The organism is Streptomyces sp. NPDC054841 (genome assembly GCF_053611045.1).
Genome location: NZ_JBSGZO010000009.1, coordinates 1 through 19,359, shown reverse-complemented (window position 1 = coordinate 19,359; position 19,359 = coordinate 1). Strand labels below are relative to the sequence as shown.

General features: G+C 67.8%; 14 protein-coding genes and 2 pseudogenes. 13 read left to right on the top strand and 3 right to left on the bottom strand.

The window, feature by feature from the left end:
• Nucleotides 1-271 precede the first annotated feature (271 nt).
• The 5 genes from ACWGI8_RS02660 (at nucleotide 272) to drmB (ending at nucleotide 12,312) form a co-directional block, all read left to right on the top strand.
• Complete coding sequence (locus ACWGI8_RS02660; protein WP_453657971.1) at nucleotides 272-400, top strand: hypothetical protein; 129 nt, start codon at nucleotides 272-274, stop codon at nucleotides 398-400.
• Nucleotides 401-555: 155 nt separating this feature from the next.
• Entirely contained in the window at nucleotides 556-5,307 is a 4,752-nt protein-coding gene (locus ACWGI8_RS02655) for a DEAD/DEAH box helicase (RefSeq protein WP_453657969.1), read from the top strand.
• Nucleotides 5,304-7,208 carry a UvrD-helicase domain-containing protein gene (locus ACWGI8_RS02650; RefSeq protein WP_453657967.1) on the top strand — a complete coding sequence of 635 codons (1,905 nt, stop codon included), beginning with the start codon at nucleotides 5,304-5,306 and terminating at the stop codon, nucleotides 7,206-7,208. Before ACWGI8_RS02655 ends, ACWGI8_RS02650 begins: the two co-directional genes overlap by 4 nt.
• Nucleotides 7,205-10,447, top strand: a complete 3,243-nt coding sequence (locus ACWGI8_RS02645) for a helicase-related protein (RefSeq protein WP_453657965.1) — start codon at nucleotides 7,205-7,207, stop codon at nucleotides 10,445-10,447. The genes ACWGI8_RS02650 and ACWGI8_RS02645 overlap by 4 nt, the downstream gene beginning before the upstream one ends.
• Complete coding sequence (gene drmB, locus ACWGI8_RS02640; protein WP_453657963.1) at nucleotides 10,444-12,312, top strand: DrmB family protein; 1,869 nt, start codon at nucleotides 10,444-10,446, stop codon at nucleotides 12,310-12,312. Before ACWGI8_RS02645 ends, drmB begins: the two co-directional genes overlap by 4 nt.
• 160 nt (nucleotides 12,313-12,472) lie before the next feature.
• Here the strand turns inward: drmB and ACWGI8_RS02635 are convergent, their stop codons facing one another.
• Complete coding sequence (locus ACWGI8_RS02635; RefSeq protein ID WP_453657961.1) at nucleotides 12,473-13,135, bottom strand: ATP-binding protein; 663 nt, start codon at nucleotides 13,133-13,135, stop codon at nucleotides 12,473-12,475.
• 179 nt (nucleotides 13,136-13,314) lie between these two features.
• Here ACWGI8_RS02635 and ACWGI8_RS02630 point away from each other — a divergent pair, with 179 nt between their 5' ends.
• The 3 genes from ACWGI8_RS02630 to ACWGI8_RS02620 are packed head-to-tail and all read left to right on the top strand — an operon-like array spanning nucleotide 13,315 to nucleotide 14,607.
• On the top strand, nucleotides 13,315-14,163 hold the full coding sequence (locus tag ACWGI8_RS02630; RefSeq protein ID WP_453657959.1) for a helix-turn-helix domain-containing protein: 849 nt from the start codon (nucleotides 13,315-13,317) through the stop codon (nucleotides 14,161-14,163).
• A complete protein-coding gene (locus ACWGI8_RS02625; RefSeq protein ID WP_453657957.1) occupies nucleotides 14,160-14,366 on the top strand; it encodes a DUF397 domain-containing protein in 207 nt (68 codons plus the stop codon). The genes ACWGI8_RS02630 and ACWGI8_RS02625 overlap by 4 nt, the downstream gene beginning before the upstream one ends.
• A gap of 46 nt (nucleotides 14,367-14,412) precedes the next feature.
• Complete coding sequence (locus tag ACWGI8_RS02620; protein WP_453657955.1) at nucleotides 14,413-14,607, top strand: DUF397 domain-containing protein; 195 nt, start codon at nucleotides 14,413-14,415, stop codon at nucleotides 14,605-14,607.
• A 9-nt stretch (nucleotides 14,608-14,616) separates the two neighbouring features.
• Here the strand turns inward: ACWGI8_RS02620 and tgmC are convergent, their stop codons facing one another.
• Complete coding sequence (gene tgmC, locus ACWGI8_RS02615; RefSeq protein ID WP_453657953.1) at nucleotides 14,617-15,744, bottom strand: ATP-grasp peptide maturase system methyltransferase; 1,128 nt, start codon at nucleotides 15,742-15,744, stop codon at nucleotides 14,617-14,619.
• A pseudogene (locus ACWGI8_RS02610) lies at nucleotides 15,741-16,265 on the bottom strand (ATP-grasp ribosomal peptide maturase); the annotation flags it as partial. The pseudogene ACWGI8_RS02610 and the gene tgmC, both read right to left, overlap by 4 nt.
• Here ACWGI8_RS02610 and ACWGI8_RS02605 point away from each other — a divergent pair.
• From ACWGI8_RS02605 to ACWGI8_RS02585, 5 genes and pseudogenes are all read left to right on the top strand, one after another.
• Nucleotides 16,259-16,600 (top strand): hypothetical protein, encoded by a 342-nt coding sequence (locus tag ACWGI8_RS02605; RefSeq protein WP_453657951.1) that lies wholly within the window; start codon nucleotides 16,259-16,261, stop codon nucleotides 16,598-16,600. The pseudogene ACWGI8_RS02610 and the gene ACWGI8_RS02605 sit on opposite strands and share 7 nt — an antisense overlap.
• Nucleotides 16,601-16,660: 60 nt before the next feature.
• Nucleotides 16,661-17,764: a DUF4037 domain-containing protein gene (locus ACWGI8_RS02600; protein ID WP_453657949.1), complete on the top strand. Its 1,104-nt coding sequence runs from the start codon at nucleotides 16,661-16,663 to the stop codon at nucleotides 17,762-17,764.
• Nucleotides 17,765-17,781: 17 nt separating this feature from the next.
• Nucleotides 17,782-17,955, top strand: a pseudogene (locus ACWGI8_RS02595) (tetratricopeptide repeat protein); the annotation flags it as partial.
• A gap of 546 nt (nucleotides 17,956-18,501) precedes the next feature.
• On the top strand, nucleotides 18,502-18,786 hold the full coding sequence (locus tag ACWGI8_RS02590) for a hypothetical protein (protein WP_453657947.1): 285 nt from the start codon (nucleotides 18,502-18,504) through the stop codon (nucleotides 18,784-18,786).
• A 106-nt stretch (nucleotides 18,787-18,892) separates the two neighbouring features.
• The gene (locus tag ACWGI8_RS02585; protein WP_453657945.1) at nucleotides 18,893-19,180 is read left to right on the top strand and encodes an acylphosphatase; all 288 of its coding nucleotides are present in this window, start codon (nucleotides 18,893-18,895) and stop codon (nucleotides 19,178-19,180) included.
• Nucleotides 19,181-19,359 lie beyond the last annotated feature (179 nt).

Below are 19,359 nucleotides of genomic sequence, written 5' to 3'. Positions count from 1 at the left end.
TCGTCGGGGAATTGGGGATGACACGAACGAGTGAAGCACTCTAGGATCGGCAACGGCGGCGGTGTCCGCCTCACTCGGGAACTCCCGTGTGACAACGGGTGAGTTGTGCCCTCTTACATTTGCACGACCCCGAACGCGCCTGCGATGCGGGGATCCTCGACCATCAGGATCGGAGGAAGCAAAGCCCATGGAAGACCCTCCCGAGGAGGGAGATGCGGAATCTCAGTACTCCCCCTTCCCTCATTCACAGCGCGAAATTCACTCCGTACACTTGCAGATTTCCTTGGCCAGCTCCGAAGTGGAACGCAAGCAGATTCTCCACTCGTTCGGCATGACGATCGAGGAATTCAGCGAGCTCTTCGAACACCGTTACGGATCCACCGGTCCCGACGACGGCTGACCCGGGTCGGCCCATGCTCGCGTCGGCGCTCGATCAGCGAGATCACGGGCCGCAGAACCGCATCGCCACAGGTCAAGCGGGCCAGGAACCGCTCCACGCCCGAATTCGTCGTCAGTATCACGTCAGCCTTCCATCGCAGGAGCCGTGAAGAAGCAATGCCCGCTTCCCCGCCGCCGGTCATTCCCACCGTCATCGAACAGTCCTCTCGCGTCCTGCAGACCTACGAGGTCGATCCCGGCCTCATTCCTGAACACGCCAACGGAGAACGCCGTATCACCCAGGGCGGATACGGCGACCGCCAACTCTTCGAACTGGTACAGAACGCAGCCGACGAGATTTCTACCGAGCCCGGAGGTTCCGTCCAGGTCGTTCTCACCGAGAGGCACCTCTACTGTGCCAACGAGGGCGAACCGGTGACGGCCGAGGGCGCCGAAACCATTCTCCGAATGAGTATGTCGCGCAAGCGAGGTGGCCAGATCGGGCGTTTCGGAGTAGGCGTGAAATCCGTTCTGGTCGTCACCGACACCCCGCAGTTCTTCAGCAGTTCCGGCTCCTTCGGATTCGACCGCGAATGGGCATTCGAGAAGATCCGTTCGGTCCCTGGTGTGCGAGAGCGCCTGGGCGATCGGTTCGAGGCGCCGGTCCTGCGCATGGCTCGTCCCCTCGACGCGGACGCCGAGCGTGCGCAGGACCCCGTTCTCGACGAGTTGCTGCGCTGGGCCACGACCGTCGTCCGCCTTCCGCTGCTCGACGGCGCTGCAGGCAGGCTGGCGTCGGACATGCACGGCGGGCGGACGACCGCCGGATCGACCCGCGAGGAGTTCCCGCTGGGGTTCCAACTGCTCTCCCCCCACGTGGCGAGGGTCGTCCTCGATGACCGCAGGCCCCGTCCGACCCTTCGCCGCGTGCTCACCGCCGAGCAGTCCGGGGACCTTCACACGGTGACCGAGGAGCGCACGAATAGGCCGCCTGTCAGCGCCCGTTGGAGGGTCTTCTCCAAGACGCACGAACCTGGTCCCGCGGCCCGATCCGACGCCGGCGAACTGCACGACCGTTTCACGCTCGACCTCGCGTGGGCGGTGCCCGCACTGGAGAAGGACCAGAAGACCGGGCTGCACGTCAGCCCACAATCGCGGGGGCGAGGCCGCTTCTGGTCCTTCTTCCCGACCAAGTACGAGATGTCCCTGAGCGGCATCCTCAACGGTGCCTGGAAGACGAACGAGGACCGCCAGAACCTGCTCGACTCCTCCGCGTTCAACGAGGAGATGATCAGGGTCTCGGCGGAGTTGGTGGTCGAGTCCCTTCCCGATCTGGCGCCCGCCGAGGACCCCGCCGCGTACCTCCCGCTGCTGCCCGGCCGTGTGAAGGAGGCGATCAGCTGGGCCGACGAGTTCCTGACCCGGGAGATCTGGGAGCGGGCGGCGGTCCGTCCGTCGCTGCCCGACCAGGAGGGTGTGCTGCGCGTCCCGACCGAGCTGCGCGTCCCGCCGCGTCTCGACAAGGACCGGCATGCCGGCTGGCTGCGGATGTGGCACGAGACACCCGGCCGCCCTTCCGACTGGCTCCACCCCAACGCCGAGGCTGACGCGCTGCGTTCGGGCAAGGTCGAGCACGTCCTCAGTACCGCCGGGCACAAGCGGTGCGACGTGCATGCGTGGCTGGAGGCCCTCGTCGAGTGCGGTACCGCCGAGGCGTCCGCGACCGCGATACGCATCCTCGCCGACATGGTCGATGCCCGGTCGCCCTTCGCCGTGGAGGCGCGCAAGGCGAAGGTCGTGCTCACGGAGGAGCACGGGTTCGTCCCCCCTGTCCCCGGTCAGGTGTTCCGCCGCGCCGCCGAGGACGGGTTGCGCGAGTCGCTGGTGTACGTGGTCGGCGAGATCGCGCGGGACCAGAAGCTCGCCTCCGCGCTGAACCTCCTCGGCATCCGCGAGGCGGACGTCGAAGGCAGGTTCATCAGTGTCCTCGACCAGGGCTTCAGCGGCTACGGAAGTGCCGAATGGGGGCGTTTCTGGGACCTGTTCCGCCAAGCTGGCGGGCGCCGCCTGACCCACACCGTGCTCCACCACCTGCCGAACGCCCGGGAAACCCTGCGCGTGCGGACGGCAGACGGGCGGTTCCACCCGGTGAGCGACTGCATGCTGCCGGGCGCGGTGGTCGACGCGGAGCGTGACCCGAGCATCGCCGTCGACACCAAGTTCCACTCCGACGATCTCGCCTTCTTCCGCGAGATCGGCCTGCGGGAACGGCCGTCGCCCTCCGTGCGTCCGGAGGGCGAAAGCTGGTTCGAGGAGTATCGGGAAGCGGTCCACGCCGCCTATCTGCGGAGCCTGGAGCAGCGGGCTCCGCGCCCGGCTCTCAACCGCATGAAGGTGGAGGGTTCCCCGATCGGCGGTCCGCTGCACCTCTTCCGGTCGCTCTCCGAGGAGTCCCGAGCGGCCTTTCTGAAGGCGCTGCCGGACGACGCCGTGGTGGACAGCTGGACGTGCCAGATCGGCGCGCAGTCAAGCACCCGACAGGCCGTGATGTCGCCGATCCGCTGGATGCTCAGGAAGTACGGAACCGTCTCCACCTCACAGGGCGTCAAGTCGCTCGGCGAAGCGGTCGGCCCCCAGCTCGCCGCCTACCGCGACGTGCTGCCGGTCGCCGACATCTCCCCCGAGAAGGCCCGCAAACTGCGGCTCCCGACCACCGTCGACGAGGTTCCACCCGATCGCTGGGACGCGCTCATCGAAGAGGTGTCCCGTAACGAAGACGACTCCTTCGTCGGCGCCACCTACGTGATGCTGACCCGCTTCGGTGCCGACTTCCCCGAGGACTCCCTGACCCGTTGCCGGATCGGCGACACCTGGGACACCCGCCCCGACGACGAGATCACTCTCGCTGTGAATGCCGCCGAGTACCGGGCGCTCCGTGCCGAGCAACTGCCCGCGCTGCTCGTGCCGACCGTCGAGGACGCCGAGCTGATGGTCGAGAAGTGGGGCATGCTCCGCTATGCCGACGTGATCAGCCGGGAGACCCGCGAGGTGGCCGAGGGGGACCCCGTACCGCTCGTCGAGCTGTACCCAGCCCTGCGCCAGCGTCTGAACAGCGGGAACCGTAACAGCCTGGTGCAGCGCTGCACCGAGCTGGAGGAGATCACCCGCACACCCAATGGCACACACGCCACCCAGCTCAAGGCGGTCAGTCAGAACGGCATCGTCAAGGTCCGCGTCCCTCTGCCCCCCGAGCCGATGCTGATCCTGATCGACCACGAACTCGGGCTGGGTCTCGGAGCGGCCGGGTGCCGGGCCGTCCTGGAACACCAGGACCGCATGGCGCGGGACAGCGCGATGCAGGCCGCACGGAAGGCCGTGCGCGAGGCCGAGGACGTGGTCGCCAAGATCGAGCTCCTGATCGGGGCGGAGGCGCTACGTGCCGGGCTCCCTGAAGGATTGATGGAGGCCGAGCTGCACGCGACCGAAGGTGTGGAGCCTTCCGGGCGGCGGATCGCGCAAATGGCGTTCAACTCGCACGGCGACGGGGTGCTCCAGCAGCACGCCCGGGACATCCAGGCACGTTTCCCCAACGCGCCGGTCGGTTACACGGGTTCGTCGGCCGCCATCGCCTTCGTGTCGGAGCTGAAGCTGCCCATCGCGTTCGCCGGTTCGAGGGCTCCGGTCCCCCCTCCGTTCGAGACCGTCGAGGGCCCGCGGGACTTCCCGAGCCTCCACGACTACCAGGAGGACCTGGTCCGGAACATCTCCACCATGCTCGACCGGCTTGTCCCCCAGCGCGGCATGCTGTCCCTTCCCACCGGCGCCGGCAAGACCCGTGTCACCGCCGAGGCCGTGATCCGCTGGGTCAAGCGGTTCGGCGACCTCAAGGGGCCGCTGCTGTGGATCGCGCAGACCGAGGAGTTGTGTGAACAGGCCGTCCAGAGCTGGAAGTTCGTCTGGAACAAGTTCGGAGCGGAGCGCCCGCTCACCATCAGCCGGCTGTGGAGCAGCAACGAGGTCGGGAACGTCGTCGACCACCCCCACCTGGTGGTCGCCACCGATGCCAAGCTGGAGCGGTGCCTGAGCACCGACCAGTACGCCTGGCTGCGGCAGGCCGCGCTGGTGGTCGTGGACGAGGCGCACACCGCCATCTCCAAGCGGTACACCGAGATCTTGGGACAGTTGGGACTCACTCAGTACGAGACCGGACGCCATCTGCTCGGCCTGACGGCAACCCCGTTCCGCAACACCAACGAGGAGGAGACCCGCCGCCTGGTCAACCGCTTCGGCAACCGCCGTCTCGACGAGGGTGTCTTCCCGTCCGGGGACCCCTACCGTGACCTGCAGGATTGGGAGATGCTGGCCCAGGTCGAGCACCGCACTCTCAAGGGCGGCAAGATCGAGCTGACCCGGGACGAGAAGACCCACGCCGACCGCATGGCGATGCTGTCTCGCTCCGCCGAGCAGCGACTCGCCGACGACCACGAGCGAAGCCGTCGCATCGTCGACGAGGTGGCCGCTCTGCCGGACGACTGGCCGACCCTGCTGTTCGCCACCTCCGTGGACCACGCCAAGTACCTTGCGGCGATGCTCAACGACCGCGGCATCCGAGCCGCCGCCGTCGACTCGACCACCAGCGCCCAGGACCGTCGCACCCGCATCGAGAATTTCCGAAACGGCCGCATTCGTGTGCTCACCAACTACGGTGTTCTCACCCAGGGCTTCGACGCGCCGGCCACGCGTGCCGTCGTCGTGGCCAGGCCGGTCTACAGCACCAACGTGTACCAACAGATGATCGGTCGCGGCCTGCGCGGCCCCAGGAACGGCGGCAAGGACAGCTGCCTGATCCTCAACGTCAGCGACAACATCGAGAACTTCGACACCAAGCTCGCCTTCACCCAGTTCGAGCACCTCTGGAGCCGTTCGTGACCGACGTCTACCTCGACAGTCCTCCGCTCAGCGAGGAGCAGCGGGCCGTGGTGGAGCAACCCTGGGGCGCCCGCGTCTTGGTGACCGCCGGCGCGGGGGCCGGCAAGACCCACACGCTGGTGCGCCGGCTCGATGCGCTGTGCGGGCACGAGGACCCGGAGGAGGCGCTGAAGGCCGCTGAGATCCTGGTGCTCACCTTCTCGCGAGCAGCAGCCCGCGAACTGCGCGAACGGATCTCCCGGCACGGAGAACGAGCCCACCGGGTACGCGCCCGGACCTTCGACGCGTGGGCCTACGATGTGCTCCTCCAGGCGCATCCCGACGGCGAGTGGGGAGCAGTCGGCTTCGACGAGCGGATCGCCGCCGCAACCCGCGCGATCGAGAAGGGCGCGCTGGAAATCGGCGACGGCGTCCCGCCCGCTCATGTTGTGATCGATGAGGTTCAAGACCTGCTGGGCGGGCGCCGCGAGCTGGTGGAGACGCTGCTCGACCGGTACCAGGACAGCTGCGGCTTCACCGTCGTCGGGGACGCCGCCCAGTCCGTCTACGGCTTCCAGATCGCGGACCCGAACGAACGTGCCGACGAGACCGGCCGGTTCTTCGACTGGCTGCGCTTCTCGTACCCCGACGACCTGGTGGAGCTGCGCCTCACCGGGAACTTCCGGGCCACCACCACCGAGGCTCGGATCGCGCTGGCACACGGCCCCCGCCTCCAGCAGCTCACCGACCCGGACGAGGCCGGATCGCTATACGACGAACTGCGCAACCTTCTCCTGGACCCGGAGAACAGCATGGGTGACCTCACCGACAAGTACACCCTGGACGGCCTGCGGGGCCTGACCGACACGTGCGCCGTTCTCACACGTGACAACCAGGAGGCCCTCGTGGTCTCGGGCCTGCTGCACGCACACGGCGTCGAGCACCGGCTGCGGCGCCCGCTCGAAGAGCGTCCCGTGCCCTACTGGGTGGCCGAGTTGCTCCGCAGCACGGAGGCGGCCGGCCTGACCGAGGACCGGTTCCGCTCCCTCCTGTCGAGGATCCCTCTGCCGTACGAGCCGAACGCCGGCGCTCTTCACACGGTGCTGCGTCGGGTCGCGCGCGGGCCGGGGCGCGGTGTGCTCGACGTGGACCGGCTGCGCCGCGCGGTCGCCGACGGAAGGTTCCCCGACGATGCGGCCGATCCGGAGACCGCCCGGATCGTCGTCTCGACCGTGCACCGTGCCAAGGGCCTCGAGTTCGACCGGGTGATCGTGCTGACCCCGCCGACCGTTGCCGCCCTTCACAAGCGGTACCAGGACGAGCTGGACCTCCCCGCCGAGGCCCGCGCCCTGTACGTGGCCATGACACGCACCCGACAAGACCTCTACCACATGGCCCCTCCCGAACTGCCTCACTTCAGGAGGGCTGGACACCGGCGCGGAGGCCGCCGCTATCTCGGGTCGTGGCGGTCGTACGACAGGTACGGGATCGTGGCCGAGGCGGGCGACGTGTGCCGCGACAATCCGCCCGGCATTGGGACGGAGGCCGTCGCCACCCAGAGGTACCTCCTGGAACAGGTCCGCTCCGGCCAGGAAGTGGTGCTGCGCAGGCGCCACGACCTGCCGATGGGCGAGACACAGAGCCCGCCGTACGCCCTGCTGCACGGCGGGCAAGAGATCGGCGAGGCGTCACGGCGGTTCCGCGAGGAGCTGTTCCAGGTGCAGAAGGTGAACCGCACCTGGGACCCCTGGTGGCCCGACGAGATCCGCGGCCTGCGGATCGACACCCTGGAGACCGTGACGGGCAGCACGGCCGCCGGCGCCAACGCCGGACTGGGTGAGCGAGGCGTGTGGATCGTCCCGCGGATAACCGGCATCGGCCGGTACCGGAGAGCCGACAAGAACGAGGAGCAGCGCGCATGACGCAGGTGGCAGGCCGACACTCCGAGCACTACAGGGTTCGCGACGAGGAGCTCCTGGTCGGGCTCCGCCGTGAATTGCTCGGCCCCGCCGAGGATGCCGCACCCCACGACCGGGACGAAGTCCTCACCCAGGACGCGCCCATCGACCGCTACCTCACCGGCGTGCTGTATCCGCAGGCCTCGAAGGAGCGAAAGGTCGAGATGGCCGCCGAACAGGACGGTCAGGACACCACGTCCGTGCCTTCCCGCGACGACGCCGAGGAGTCCGGCACCGCCCCGGATGTCGGGGCGTCCGGGGACAGGCGCCCCTCTTCCATCGGGCTGACCTTCGCGGTCGACCCGACCATAAGCGAGTCGATCGTCGTCTCGTCCCGCGCCGCCATCTACGAACCCACCGACGCTGACGGCAACCCGATCGAGGCCCGCCGTGCCGAGGCCCGCACCACCGCCGAGCAGCGGGAGCAGTGGCGACGTAAGGAACTCCTGCTGCCGGACCAGCACTTCGACGTGACCGCGCTCACTCCGACCGAACCGCTCGTACTCGTCCCCGGGAAGGTCGCACTGCACGTCGTCGTCCGACGCCTCGACCGGACCACCGGCACGATCACAGTCACCATCACTTTGATCAACACTCAGAAGGTCGGCGAATGGGACCTCCAGGACGCCTTCTCCCTGTTCCAGTGCGGGCTGACCGTCCGGGCCGCCGACGGTTCAACCGCGTTCGTCGAGCGCTCCGCACCGTCCTTCGCCCACGATCCCGAGATCGCGACGAGTCGGCTGCTGCACCGTCACGCCCCGACTTTCGCCATCGGACACGGCTGCTCCGCCGCGTGGGACTGGACCCCGCCGCCGATCGGCGTGACCGACACCGTCGATGAGGCCGCCGTGCCCGAGGTGCGGAGCGAGTTCGTGCCCGGCGTGGAGGTGCTGCTCACCGATTCCAACCCGGAGATCGACAACTCGACGCTGTCCATGCTGGGGCTGGCCGATGGCTCCGACGCCGAGGTCCTGGCCGCTCTGGAGGGTCTCGCCACGGGTTACGAACGCTGGATAGCCCGGAAGGCGGCCGAGGCGGACGCTCTGACAGGCGGCATCCACGAGAAGCCCGCGCGGAGCCAGGTGAAGGCCTGCGGCGAGGCACTCGGCCGGATCCGTGAGGGCATCGAGCTGCTGCGGGACAAGCCCGACCTCATGCTGGCGTTCCGGCTTGCCAACCGTGCGATGGCCGATCAGCGCGCCCGCAGCAAGTGGGTGAAGGACGGACGCGTCGGCACTCCCGACCCGGCGGCCGGCGAGTGGCGCCCGTTCCAGATCGCCTTCGTGCTGCTTTGCATGGCCGGCATCGACGACCGCGAGCACCCCGACCGGAAGATCTCCGACCTGTTGTGGTTCCCCACGGGTGGTGGAAAGACCGAGGCCTACCTCGGTCTGATCGCCCTGACGTCCTTTCTGCGTCGCATTCGCAAGGGCGCGGACGGTGGCGGTGTCACCGTCCTCATGCGCTACACGCTGCGGCTGCTCACTCTTCAGCAGTTCGAGCGGGCCGCGACGCTGCTCTGTGCCATGGAGCGTCTGAGGCGTCACACTCCTGAACTCGGTGATGAGGAGTTCTCCGTAGGCATGTGGGTGGGGCGCTCCGCCACCCCCAACCTGCTGGCCGAGGCCGACGCCAAACTCGACGAGTTGCGTGCGAACCTCGGCAAGCGGCTCGCCACCGAGAATCCCGTCCAATTGCACTCCTGTCCTTGGTGCGGTACCCGCCTCGATGCCCGGGACTACGAGGTCGACGAGGACGCCAAGCGGATGCACGTCCGCTGCCCCGGCGCGAAGTGCGACTTCACCGACGGCCTGCCGGTCCACCTGATCGACGAGGCGGTGTACGACGCCCGACCGACCCTGGTGATCGCCACCGTCGACAAGTTCGCCTCGATGCCGTGGCGTCCGGCGACCTCGGCACTCTTCAACCTCGACGATCCGAACGACGGAACCCCTCCCCCGGAACTGATCGTCCAGGACGAGCTCCATCTGATCTCGGGTCCGCTGGGCACCCTCACCGGCCTCTACGAGACCGCCGTAGACGCCCTGGCCGATGGTCCCAAGGTGATCGCCTCCACGGCGACCATCCGTCGCGCCGCCGATCAGGGGCTTCGCCTCTTCGCCCGTGACGTACGGCAGTTCCCGCCCGCCGGCCTGGACTCCCGCGACTCGTGGTTCGCCGTGGAGACTCCGCGGGAGGCGAAGGCGAGTCGCCGCTATGTCGGCCTCCTGGCCCCCGGCACCAGCCAATCCACTCTGCTCATCCGCACATACGCCACGTTGCTGCATCGGACCATGCACGCAGACACCGAGGACAAGGTGCGCGACGCGTACTGGAGTCTCGTCGGCTACTTCAACAGCCTCAGGCTGCTCTCCGCGGCCGAACTCCAGGTCCATGACGACGTGGTGGCCTACCTGGAACTGCTCGCGGAGCGGGAGGGCGTGGAGGTGCGATCGGTCGACAACTACTCGGAGCTGACAAGCCGGATCGACGCCAGCGAGATCCCGACACGACTCAAGGGCATCGAGAAAAAGCTCCCCGACGATGACACCGTGGACGTCCTGCTCGCCACCAACATGATCGCGGTGGGCGTGGACGTGGATCGCCTGGGTCTCATGGCCGTGATGGGTCAGCCGCAGACGACCGCCGAATACATCCAGGCCACCAGCCGGGTCGGCCGGGCGCATCCGGGCCTGGTCGCGGTCATGCTCAACTCCTCGCGTCCCCGCGACCGTTCCCATTACGAGAGCTTCCAGCACTTCCACTCGGCTCTTTACCGCGAGGTCGAGTCAACCTCCGTCACTCCCTTCTCCGCACGCGCCAGCGAACGGGGCCTGCACGCGGTGATTGTCGCCCTCGCCCGCATCATGATCCCGGCTGCCCGATCCAACGAGAGCGCCGGCAAGGTCGAGTCCTACGCAGACATCCTCAAGGGCCCTATCAGGTCCGTGCTCATGGGCCGTGTGAGCGCGGTCGCCCCGGAGGAGGCCGAGGCAGTGTCGCGGGACTTCGACGAGTTCGTCGAGTGGTGGCGCAAGGAAGCCAGCAATCACAGTGGCTTGCTTTTCGAACCGAAGGGGGGCCGTGCCCCCTCGCTCCTCAAGCCGTACGACGACGAGTCCGAGCGCGAGGCGTACTCCACGCTGTGGAGTCTGCGTGACGTCGACGCCGAGACCGCCCTGTTCATGGAGGGAACCCGATGACCCCGCCCCCCGCCCGTCGTCGCCGGGCCGCAGCAAGGGGCGGTACCCCCGCCCACAATCTTCCGCGGCGCGGTGCTGTACGTCGCGCCCAGGCGATCACCACGTACGGCGTCGGATCGCTCATAGCCGTCGACCAGGAGTCTTTCATCGTCTCCGGACTGGACGAGGCTGAACAGAGCTGGAGGGGTGACGAGTCTCCGCAGATCCACGAACGCCGCCTGGCCCGGGTGCTGGGCGTCGATTACTTCCGTCTGCCGCCCGCGTCCGGCGACACCAGCAAGGACGGTCTCCGGGTCCGCCGCTTCCCCTTGATGCACTCCTGCCCCGAGTGCACCGAACTGCAGCGACACGGCGACTTCAACCCGCCCGTCGGACGAAGCATCTGCGGCACATGCGAGGTCGACCTTGTCCCTTCCCGTTTCGTCGTAGCCTGCGAGTCCGGACATCTCGGCGAGTTCCCGTACTGGCAGTGGGTGCACCGCTCCACCGAGCGCGATGCCACCCCGATCGGACAATGCGGAGGCAGGTTGAAACTGCGCTCGTCCGGGCGTACGTCCTCGCTCCGCTCGATCCTCGTGTCCTGCACCTGTGGACGGGCATCCGAGGTCTCCATGGAGGGCTCCTTCCGCAGGAACGCGCTCAAGGACCTGGGTCTCAAGTGCCGAGGCCCCCGCCCGTGGCTCGGCACGTCAGCCCCGGCTCAGGAGTGCGGCCTCCCCCTGCGCACGCTCCAGCGCGGTTCTTCCTCGGTGTGGCAGCCGGTTCTGAAGTCGGCGCTCTCCATCCCGCCGTGGAGCAGCGGCCGCGCGGATCCTCTCGCCGAGCACTGGGACGCGCTCCGCCAGTACGACACTCGGGAGCACGTCGAGATCTACCTCAAGGGAGCTTTCAAGGGCGGCGAATGTCCTGTGCCCTTGGATGAGGTGATGGCGCTGCTCGCCGCGGAGCGCGAAGAGGATCCAGGCAGCGAGGCGGCCGACACCTTCGACCACCGCTATCGCGCCCTGCGTAACAAGGAGTACGAGCGTCTCCGTTCGGGCAACGACGAAAGCGAGCACACCCGGGACGAGCAGTTTGTCTGCGAGACCCCGCTGGGCGACCAGAGCGTGCTCGGCCCGCTCGGCGTCACCGGCCCGATGCTGGTCAAGAAGCTCCGCGAGGTGCGTGCCCTGAAGGCGTTCACCCGGCTCATCGACGCCGAGTCGACGACCGACTCCAAGGAGATGCCGCTCTCCCAACGTCCCCTGCGATGGCTCCCGGCCATGGAGGTGCGTGGCGAGGGAGTCTTCCTCCGCCTGGACGAGGACCGACTCGCCGCCTGGGAGAAGGGCCCGGCGGTGGCAGCCCGGGTCGAGCGGATACGTACCGCTCATGGGCGCGTGCTGGAGCAGCGCGCCGACGACCCGAGCCGAGCCGTCCCTTCGCCGGCCACCCCTCGCATGGTGCTGCTACACACCCTCGCCCACGTCCTCATCAACGAGTGGAGTCTGGAAGCCGGCTACCCGGCCGCTTCCCTGCGCGAGCGCCTCTACGCCGCCGACGACATGGCCGGGCTGCTCATCTACACAGCGACGAGCGACTCGGCGGGCAGCCTCGGCGGTCTCGTCGCGCAGGGCGAACCAGAGCTTCTCGACGGCACGCTGCGTTCGGCAGTTCGCCGCGCCGAGTGGTGCTCGTCCGACCCCCTCTGCATGGAGTCCGAGTCGTCCGGCACCAGCGGCACCAACCTCGCCGCCTGCCACGCCTGCGTGATGCTCCCCGAAACGAGCTGCGAGCACAACAACATCCTGCTCGACCGCGCTCTGCTCGTCGGTACCCCGGAAGATCCTCACCTGGGCTTCTTCGCACAGATACTGGGCGACTGACATTGAGGGCGGGGACTGGCACGGTAGCTGACGCTCCATTCCCAGTCCTCGCCGATGCAGCGTGCATGCAGTTCCCTCACGCCTGCGGTGGTGAAGCGAGCAGTGGGATGTCGCCCTGAGGCATATCCGGCAGGCGCCCGCTGCCGCCGTCACACATTCGTCAGCACTGGATCGGCGCCCCGGCTTCGGCCTCGAAGTGCATCTGGGCCCGGTCCAATGCGTCGTCCGGATCACAGCCGTGCGCCCGTAGCCAGTGTAGGAGGTCCGCGATCATGTCGATCGCCGCTTCCTCCGCGACAGCCACTCCCAGCCGGCCGGGTCCGTTCGCCTGCGGGTGTCGAGCCGTGCCGTAGAGCGTCAGGTACTCCTCGACGCGCGCCGCCCGCGGGCCGCCGGTGTGCCCGTTCGGGTCAGCGAGGTCCGTGGCCAATTCGCACCAGACCACCTTGGAGTCGGCTCGGAGGATCACTCCCCATCTGTCGGAGACCACGTCCACGAGCACCATTCCGCGGCCCGACTCCGCCTCGTGCTCTGCGTTGAGGAGGGTGGGCAGCGCCCGGGTGTCCGGGTCGTGGAGCTCGATGCGGAGGTACGTGCCGCTCATGGAGACGGCGAGCGTCGCTGGCGTACATGCGCCCACGTGCTCGACGACGTTCGACACCAGCTCCGTCACGCAGACCTGTGCCGCATGAACCAGCTCGGGCAAGCCCCAGAGCGTCAGGTATAGCTTCAACACTCGGCGTAGCCCTGCGATCTCGCCGAATTCGGCGGAGAACGGCAGATTCCACGGCGTCCGCTTGACGCAAGCCTTGTCATGGATCACTTCGATCGACCTCCTGCACTCTCTCCATGCACTGAGTGACCCTCCATCACTCCCAGTAAGAGAATTGCAGCGCCTATCCCTCCCTGCAACGTGCATGAAGGGATTCCCTCCATCGGGTGATTGGTCTTTCTCGCGACTTCCGATGGGATGGAACACCCGCTACGGCACAAGGAGTTGACATGGCAGGCTCCCCTACTGCTCGGCGCCGTCGACTGGCGATCGAGCTCAAGAAGCTCCGAGAGGACCACAGCCTCACCTGCATCCAGGTAGGCAAGGAACTGGACTGGAGCAGCTCCAAGGTCAACCGCATGGAGACCGGTCAAGGGCGCGTCCAGCCGTCAGACGTCGATGCCTTGTGTCGCTTCTACGGAACCTCGGATGAACTCCGCGATCTCCTCAAATCTCTGGCCAAGGAGTCGAAGACGAAAGGCTGGTGGCATGCCCATGGAGACGCTGTCCCCGCCTGGTTCTCCGTGTACGTCGGCCTGGAGCAGGCTGCTTCAACTCTGCGTAACTATCAAGGCGAGTTCATTCCCGGCCTACTGCAGACCCCGGAGTACGCGACGGAGCTGAGCCGCGCCTGGGTCGATCACACCGCGGAGAGCATTGCGCGCATGGTGGATGTGCGGATGAAGCGCCAGGAGTTGCTGATGAGTGACACTGCTCCGGATCTCTGGATCGTCGTGCACCAGAGCGCCCTGATGCATGTCGTCGGAAACCGTCAGGTCATGACCGCACAACTCGAACGTATGCTGGAAATGGCGAAGTTGAGAAACGTGACGGTCCAGGTCCTGCCTTTCGACGCGGGCGCCTACCCCACCACCGGCCCGTTCACCGTCCTCGGCTTCCCGGAACAGGGGGACCTCGACGTGGTCTACCGGGAGGGACTGACCGACTCTGTATACCTCGAGGACCACACGGACGTGACTCTGTACACGAGGGCATTCGACCACCTCAGGGCACTTGCCCTCAGCCCTCAGCGATCGACCTTGCTGATCAAGAGAGTTCTGGAGGAGCACTTCTCATGACGGCCCCCACCACCACGTGGCGAAGGAGCAGCTACAGCAACGGCATGGGCGGCGAGTGCGTCGAAGTCGCCGTCGATGCGGCGCCTGTACTCGTGCGTGACTCCAAGAGGCCCTTCGGACCGCGTCTCCGCTTCGAGGAGACGTCGTGGAGCCGCTTCCTCGGGTTTCTGCACGATGGCGCACCGAACAGCAACCCGGCCTAGCTGCCGACGGGCGAGGTCGTCTTGATCAGGCTTGCAGGGAGCTGTAATGGATCGCGACGCCGTCCAGTGGTTCAAGTCCTCGTACAGCGGCGGCAGCGGCACCGAGTGCGTGGAGGCTGCACGCGTGGCTGGGCGAACCGCCGTTCGGGACAGTAAGGATCCCCGAGGGCCACTGCTCGCGTTCCCCGCGCACGTCTGGAACATCTTCACTGGTGCCGTACGTGACGGTGAGATCAGCTGATTTAGCAGGTCAGGTTGCCCAACTGATGGTCTGCCGGTCTGGGGTGGCCGTGATGAGGAACTGATCGAGGCCAGGTGCGCCGTCCCGGCGCCAGCGGGCGACATAGTCCTCGACCTCGTCCCACACACGGCCCGGGCCGCCTTGCCGTACGAGCCAGCGGAGGCCCTCTCGGTGCAGCGCCGCCCACGAGCCGGCCTCCACGTCCAGCAGCACGTCCGCTGTGTAGCCGCCGTCGAACGACATCTGGACGCGTTGGGCTCTCGGGGCTGCGAGCTGGGCTACGAAGCGGGCGGTCCAGTCGTCGAGGGCGTCCGCGCCGAGGACCGCTTCGCGCTCGTCGCCGGCGTTCATGTCGGGCAGCATCCCGAGCGGCGGCGGGAGCTGAGGGCGGGCGAGCATGAAGGAGATCTGTCCACCGAGGAGGCGGCCGGTGGCGGTGCCGTCCTCGTGCACGGTCAAGCGGGCGAGTTCGGAGGAGTACAGCCAGCCGCACACCGTGGCGAGGATTTGGCCCCCGGGCCGGGTCTGCGCGAACCAGTCCGCGGGGATGTCGAGGACGCCGCAGGTCGCGATGATCCGATCGTACGGAGCGCCTGCCTCGTAGCCGGTCAGGCCGTCGCGTACGACGAGTTCGGGCATATGGCCGACCGCGCCGAGTGAAGCTCGGGCGCGGCTCGACACGTCCTCGTCGACCTCGACCGAGGTCACATGGTCATCGCCGAGCCGGTGGCACATGAGCGCGGTGGAGTAGCCCGTGCCGGTACCGATCTCCAGGACCCGCATCCCGTCCTCGACGCGGAGTTCCTCAAGCATTCGAACGACGAGGCTGGGCAGGGTGCTGGAGCTGGTCGGCGGGCGCAGGATCCGGCCTTGGATGTCGGCTGGGACGACGGTGCCCGCGATCTGGGTCACCAGCGATTCGTCCGAGTAGCAGGCTGGTAGCCACGCGGCGGCGTCGGGCACGACCGGCTCCCAGCCTGTCGGGCCGTTGCCGTCCACCCGTTGGAAGAAGCCGCCTCGCGGGAACTCGTGGCGGGGGATGTCGAGCACAGCCTGTCGCCATTGCGGCGATCGCAGGTCACCGCTGGCGGCCAGGCGATTGACCAGGTCCTCGCGAAGGGTCTTGTCGTCGCTCATCGGTGTTTCCGTTCCAGTAGGTCGGCCATGGCCGCGACCATGGGCAGTCCGGTTTCCGGCTCCAGCCATGCCCACTGACCGGACGGGTTGCATTCCAGGAACCACCATCCACCGTCGCTGTCGACGGCGAAGTCGAATGCTCCGAAGACCAGACCGAAGAAGGTGAGATAGCGGTGCAGGGCTTCGGTGATGCCGGGTGGAGGGTCCATGACGGTGTACGTGAGCCGGCCGTAATCGGTACGCCAGTCCAGCAGCCCCGAGTCGATCCGGACGCTGAAGACCTGGTCTCCGATGACGGTCACGCGTACGTCCGCGATCTTGTCGATGCGGCGTTGGAACAGGTGGGCCGTGCCGGACACCCCGCCGTCGACCTCGTCGGCAGTGACATCGCCGATCTCAACCGTGCACGACACGCCGTTCACCCGATACAGCGGCGTCGACAGCGGCTTGTAGATCACTGGCTCGTGCTTCTTGATGAAGGCGCGGGCAGCGTCAGGGTCAGAGGTGATCCGCGTTGCCGGACCAGGGTCTCGCCCTCACGGTAGCCATACATCCGCGCGCGGTCGTCCGGGTCGGTGACCTCGTCGCCCTGGATGAGGATGTCTCCGGTGTCGGGGCCTTCGAAGACTGCCGGTACCGATCTCCAGGACCCCACAAACTCTCCCAGCTCCTCCGTGAGCAAGCCTGGCGCGAGCCAGGGCTCGGTGCCCCGGACGACGTCGAGCAACTCAAGCTCCGCATCACCACCCTGAAACAACAAGTCGTCGACCTGAAGCTGCAGTTGGAGGAACGCACCGAGGAACTGCAGGCCGCACGCGCCACCAACCGCGACTTGATCACCCGGCTGAACCGCTGACCTGCCGGGCCGGGGAAAAGTCTTCGACCAGCCACGTGTCGATCCGGCACCCTCCCTGGCATGACCACACCCGTCTTCATCCCGGGCCTGGAGCTCTCCCGCCGCTTCTACCTCGAAGCCGTACGCCCCCTGCTGGACGAGGCAGCCCCCGGGGTGGTGCACTCCGCCGCCCGTCTCGGCAGCGGCTCGGAAGTCCTCGGATTCGACACCGCCCGCTCCGCGGACCACGAGTGGGGTCCCCGCCTGCAGATCTTCCTGACACGGCAGGATGCCATCCGCCACGGCGAGCGGCTCAGCGCACTGCTCGCCGACCGTCTGCCGAAGACCATCTGCGGCTACCCGACCCATTTCGCCCCGACCAGCGAGGCGGGCATCGGGATCATGCAGGAGACCGACGGGCCCGTCCACCACCGCGTCGACATCACCGATCCGGCCGCCTGGTTCACCGCGCAACTGGGCTTCGACCCGCGCGAGGACATCACCCTGGCAGACTGGCTGGCCACTCCCACCCAGCTCCTCGCCGAGGTCACCGCCGGCGCCGTCTTCCACGACGGGCTCGGACAGCTCGCCCCGGCCCGCGCCAACCTCGACTGGTATCCCCACGATCTCTGGCTCTACCTGCTGGCCTGCCAGTGGCAGCGCATCTCCCAAGAAGAAGCCTTCGTCGGCCGCTGCGGCGAAGTGGGCGACGAACTCGGCTCCGCCGTCGTCGCGGCACGGCTGGTGCGCGACCTGATGCGGATCTGCCTACTGATGAACCGCCGCTACCCGCCCTACAGCAAATGGCTCGGCAGCGCCTTCGCCCGCACCCCACAGGCGCCCGAACTCACCCCGCAGTTCACCGCCGCCCTCGCGGCCACCGACTGGCACACCCGCGAAGAGCACCTCTGCCACGCCTACGAAACCATCGCGGCCCTGCACAACCAGCTCGCCCTCACCGACCCCGTCGCCCCGGCCACACGGCCCTATCACAGCCGCCCCTTCCAGGTCCTGCACGCCGAACGCTTCACCGCCGCCCTGACCGCCCGCATCACCGACCCCACCATTGGCGCCCTCCCGGTGATCGGGGCCGTCGATCAGTTCATCGACAGCACCGACGTCCTCAGCCGACCCGAGCTGACACGCGCCGCCACCCATGCCACGCTCACCGACTCGAAACGGTGAACCCAGCCCAACCGCCTCACTGCACCACGCTGCGCCGGATGAGTATGCAGGCCGTCGACCCCGGGCATGGGGCGAAAGCCCTGGAACTCGCCGACGCCGCGGCAGCCGCCTCGCCGCAGTCGCCAGGGCCAAGGATGCGGGCCTTCCTAGCGGGGCAGCAGGCGCACGCCGCCGCGCAGACCGGTCGACGACTACCGACGCGTGCAGTCGGGGCGCTGTGATGACCAGTACCGGTCAATGATGGCCGCGGTCCGTCCCCACCTGCGAAACCAGCAAGCGGGAGCGTTGTACGAACGGGCCCGGACGATCACCCCCGCCTGACGCTGCTGAACGAATGCGGGTGGGTATGTGTTGCCCTGTGAAGTTGTCACCTTTGCGGTTGGTGTGTCCCCCGGCGCGGTCGTAGCGTCGATACAGGAGCAACCGGTGGGAGGAGGTCGACAGCGCCCGTCCGGAGCGCGCCTCCGGGTGCGCAGATCGCAGGGCGCCGCGCGGCGCGGCGGGTCAAGGTCTATACGCAGGGCCATGTGGGCTCGGAGAGACGGCTGGGAGCAGACATGCAGAGACACAAGCTGAAGGCAGCGGTCCTGATCTATGCCGCTACGGCGCTCGCAGTGGCCGTTGCGCCGGCATCCGCTTCCACTTCCGCTTCCCCGTCCGCAGGGTCACAGCCACGTGCAAACGTTGTGGTGGTCGTCGACTGCTTCTCGAAGCCGCAAGTGCGACCAGGTGCGTACTTGATCGCCTGCGGGGACGGCAACAACGGCCTCACCGCTCTCAAGTGGTCGAAGTGGGGGGAGACCACCGCCACGGGCAGCGGGCTCAACTACGTGAATGACTGCATCCCCTACTGCGCCGCAGGCAAGTTCCACTCCTACCCCGTGAGCGTCAGGCTCGAGCTCCCGGAGCGCTGGGACAAGCATCCCGAGCAACTGCGTTTCACCCAGCTGCACATCGAATTCACCACCGACAGCAAGCCGGCGAACGCGCCGCAAGAGGTGACGTACAAGCTCTGGCCCTGACGGCAGCATGACGGCGGCCTGACGGCGGACGAGCACGCGGGGCAGACCCGAGGCTCGCGCCGCGTCGTCCTCGCCGTCGGCCCGGTGGCTCGTACGATCCGGAGTCATGGTGCGGAAGCGCGTGATCGTCTCAGGGTTGGTCCAGGGCGTGTTCTACAGGGACACGTGCATGCGCGTGGCTCTGGAGTACGGGGTGTCCGGATGGGTGCGGAATCTGGCCGACGGGGATGTCGAGGCCGTGTTCGAGGGGGAGACGGACGCCGTCGAGACGCTGGTGCGGTGGGCTCGGCAGGGGCCGCCGACGGCGAAGGTGAGCGGGGTCGAGGTGCGGGAGGAGGAGCCCGAGGGGCTCGGGGGGTTCGAGGTGCGGGGTACGCCCAGGGCCTGGGGCTGAGGCTCCGCCAGGGCCTGAGGCTGAGGTTCCGCCAGGGCCCGGAGCTGAGGTTCCAGCGGCGCCGCGGGGCGGCCGAAACCCCCGAAACCCGGGTACGCGCCGACACCCGGGTACGCCGGGGCCGGCGCTTGAAGCTGGTACAACCGTTACAACCGGTACGCCGAGGGCCGGGGCTGATG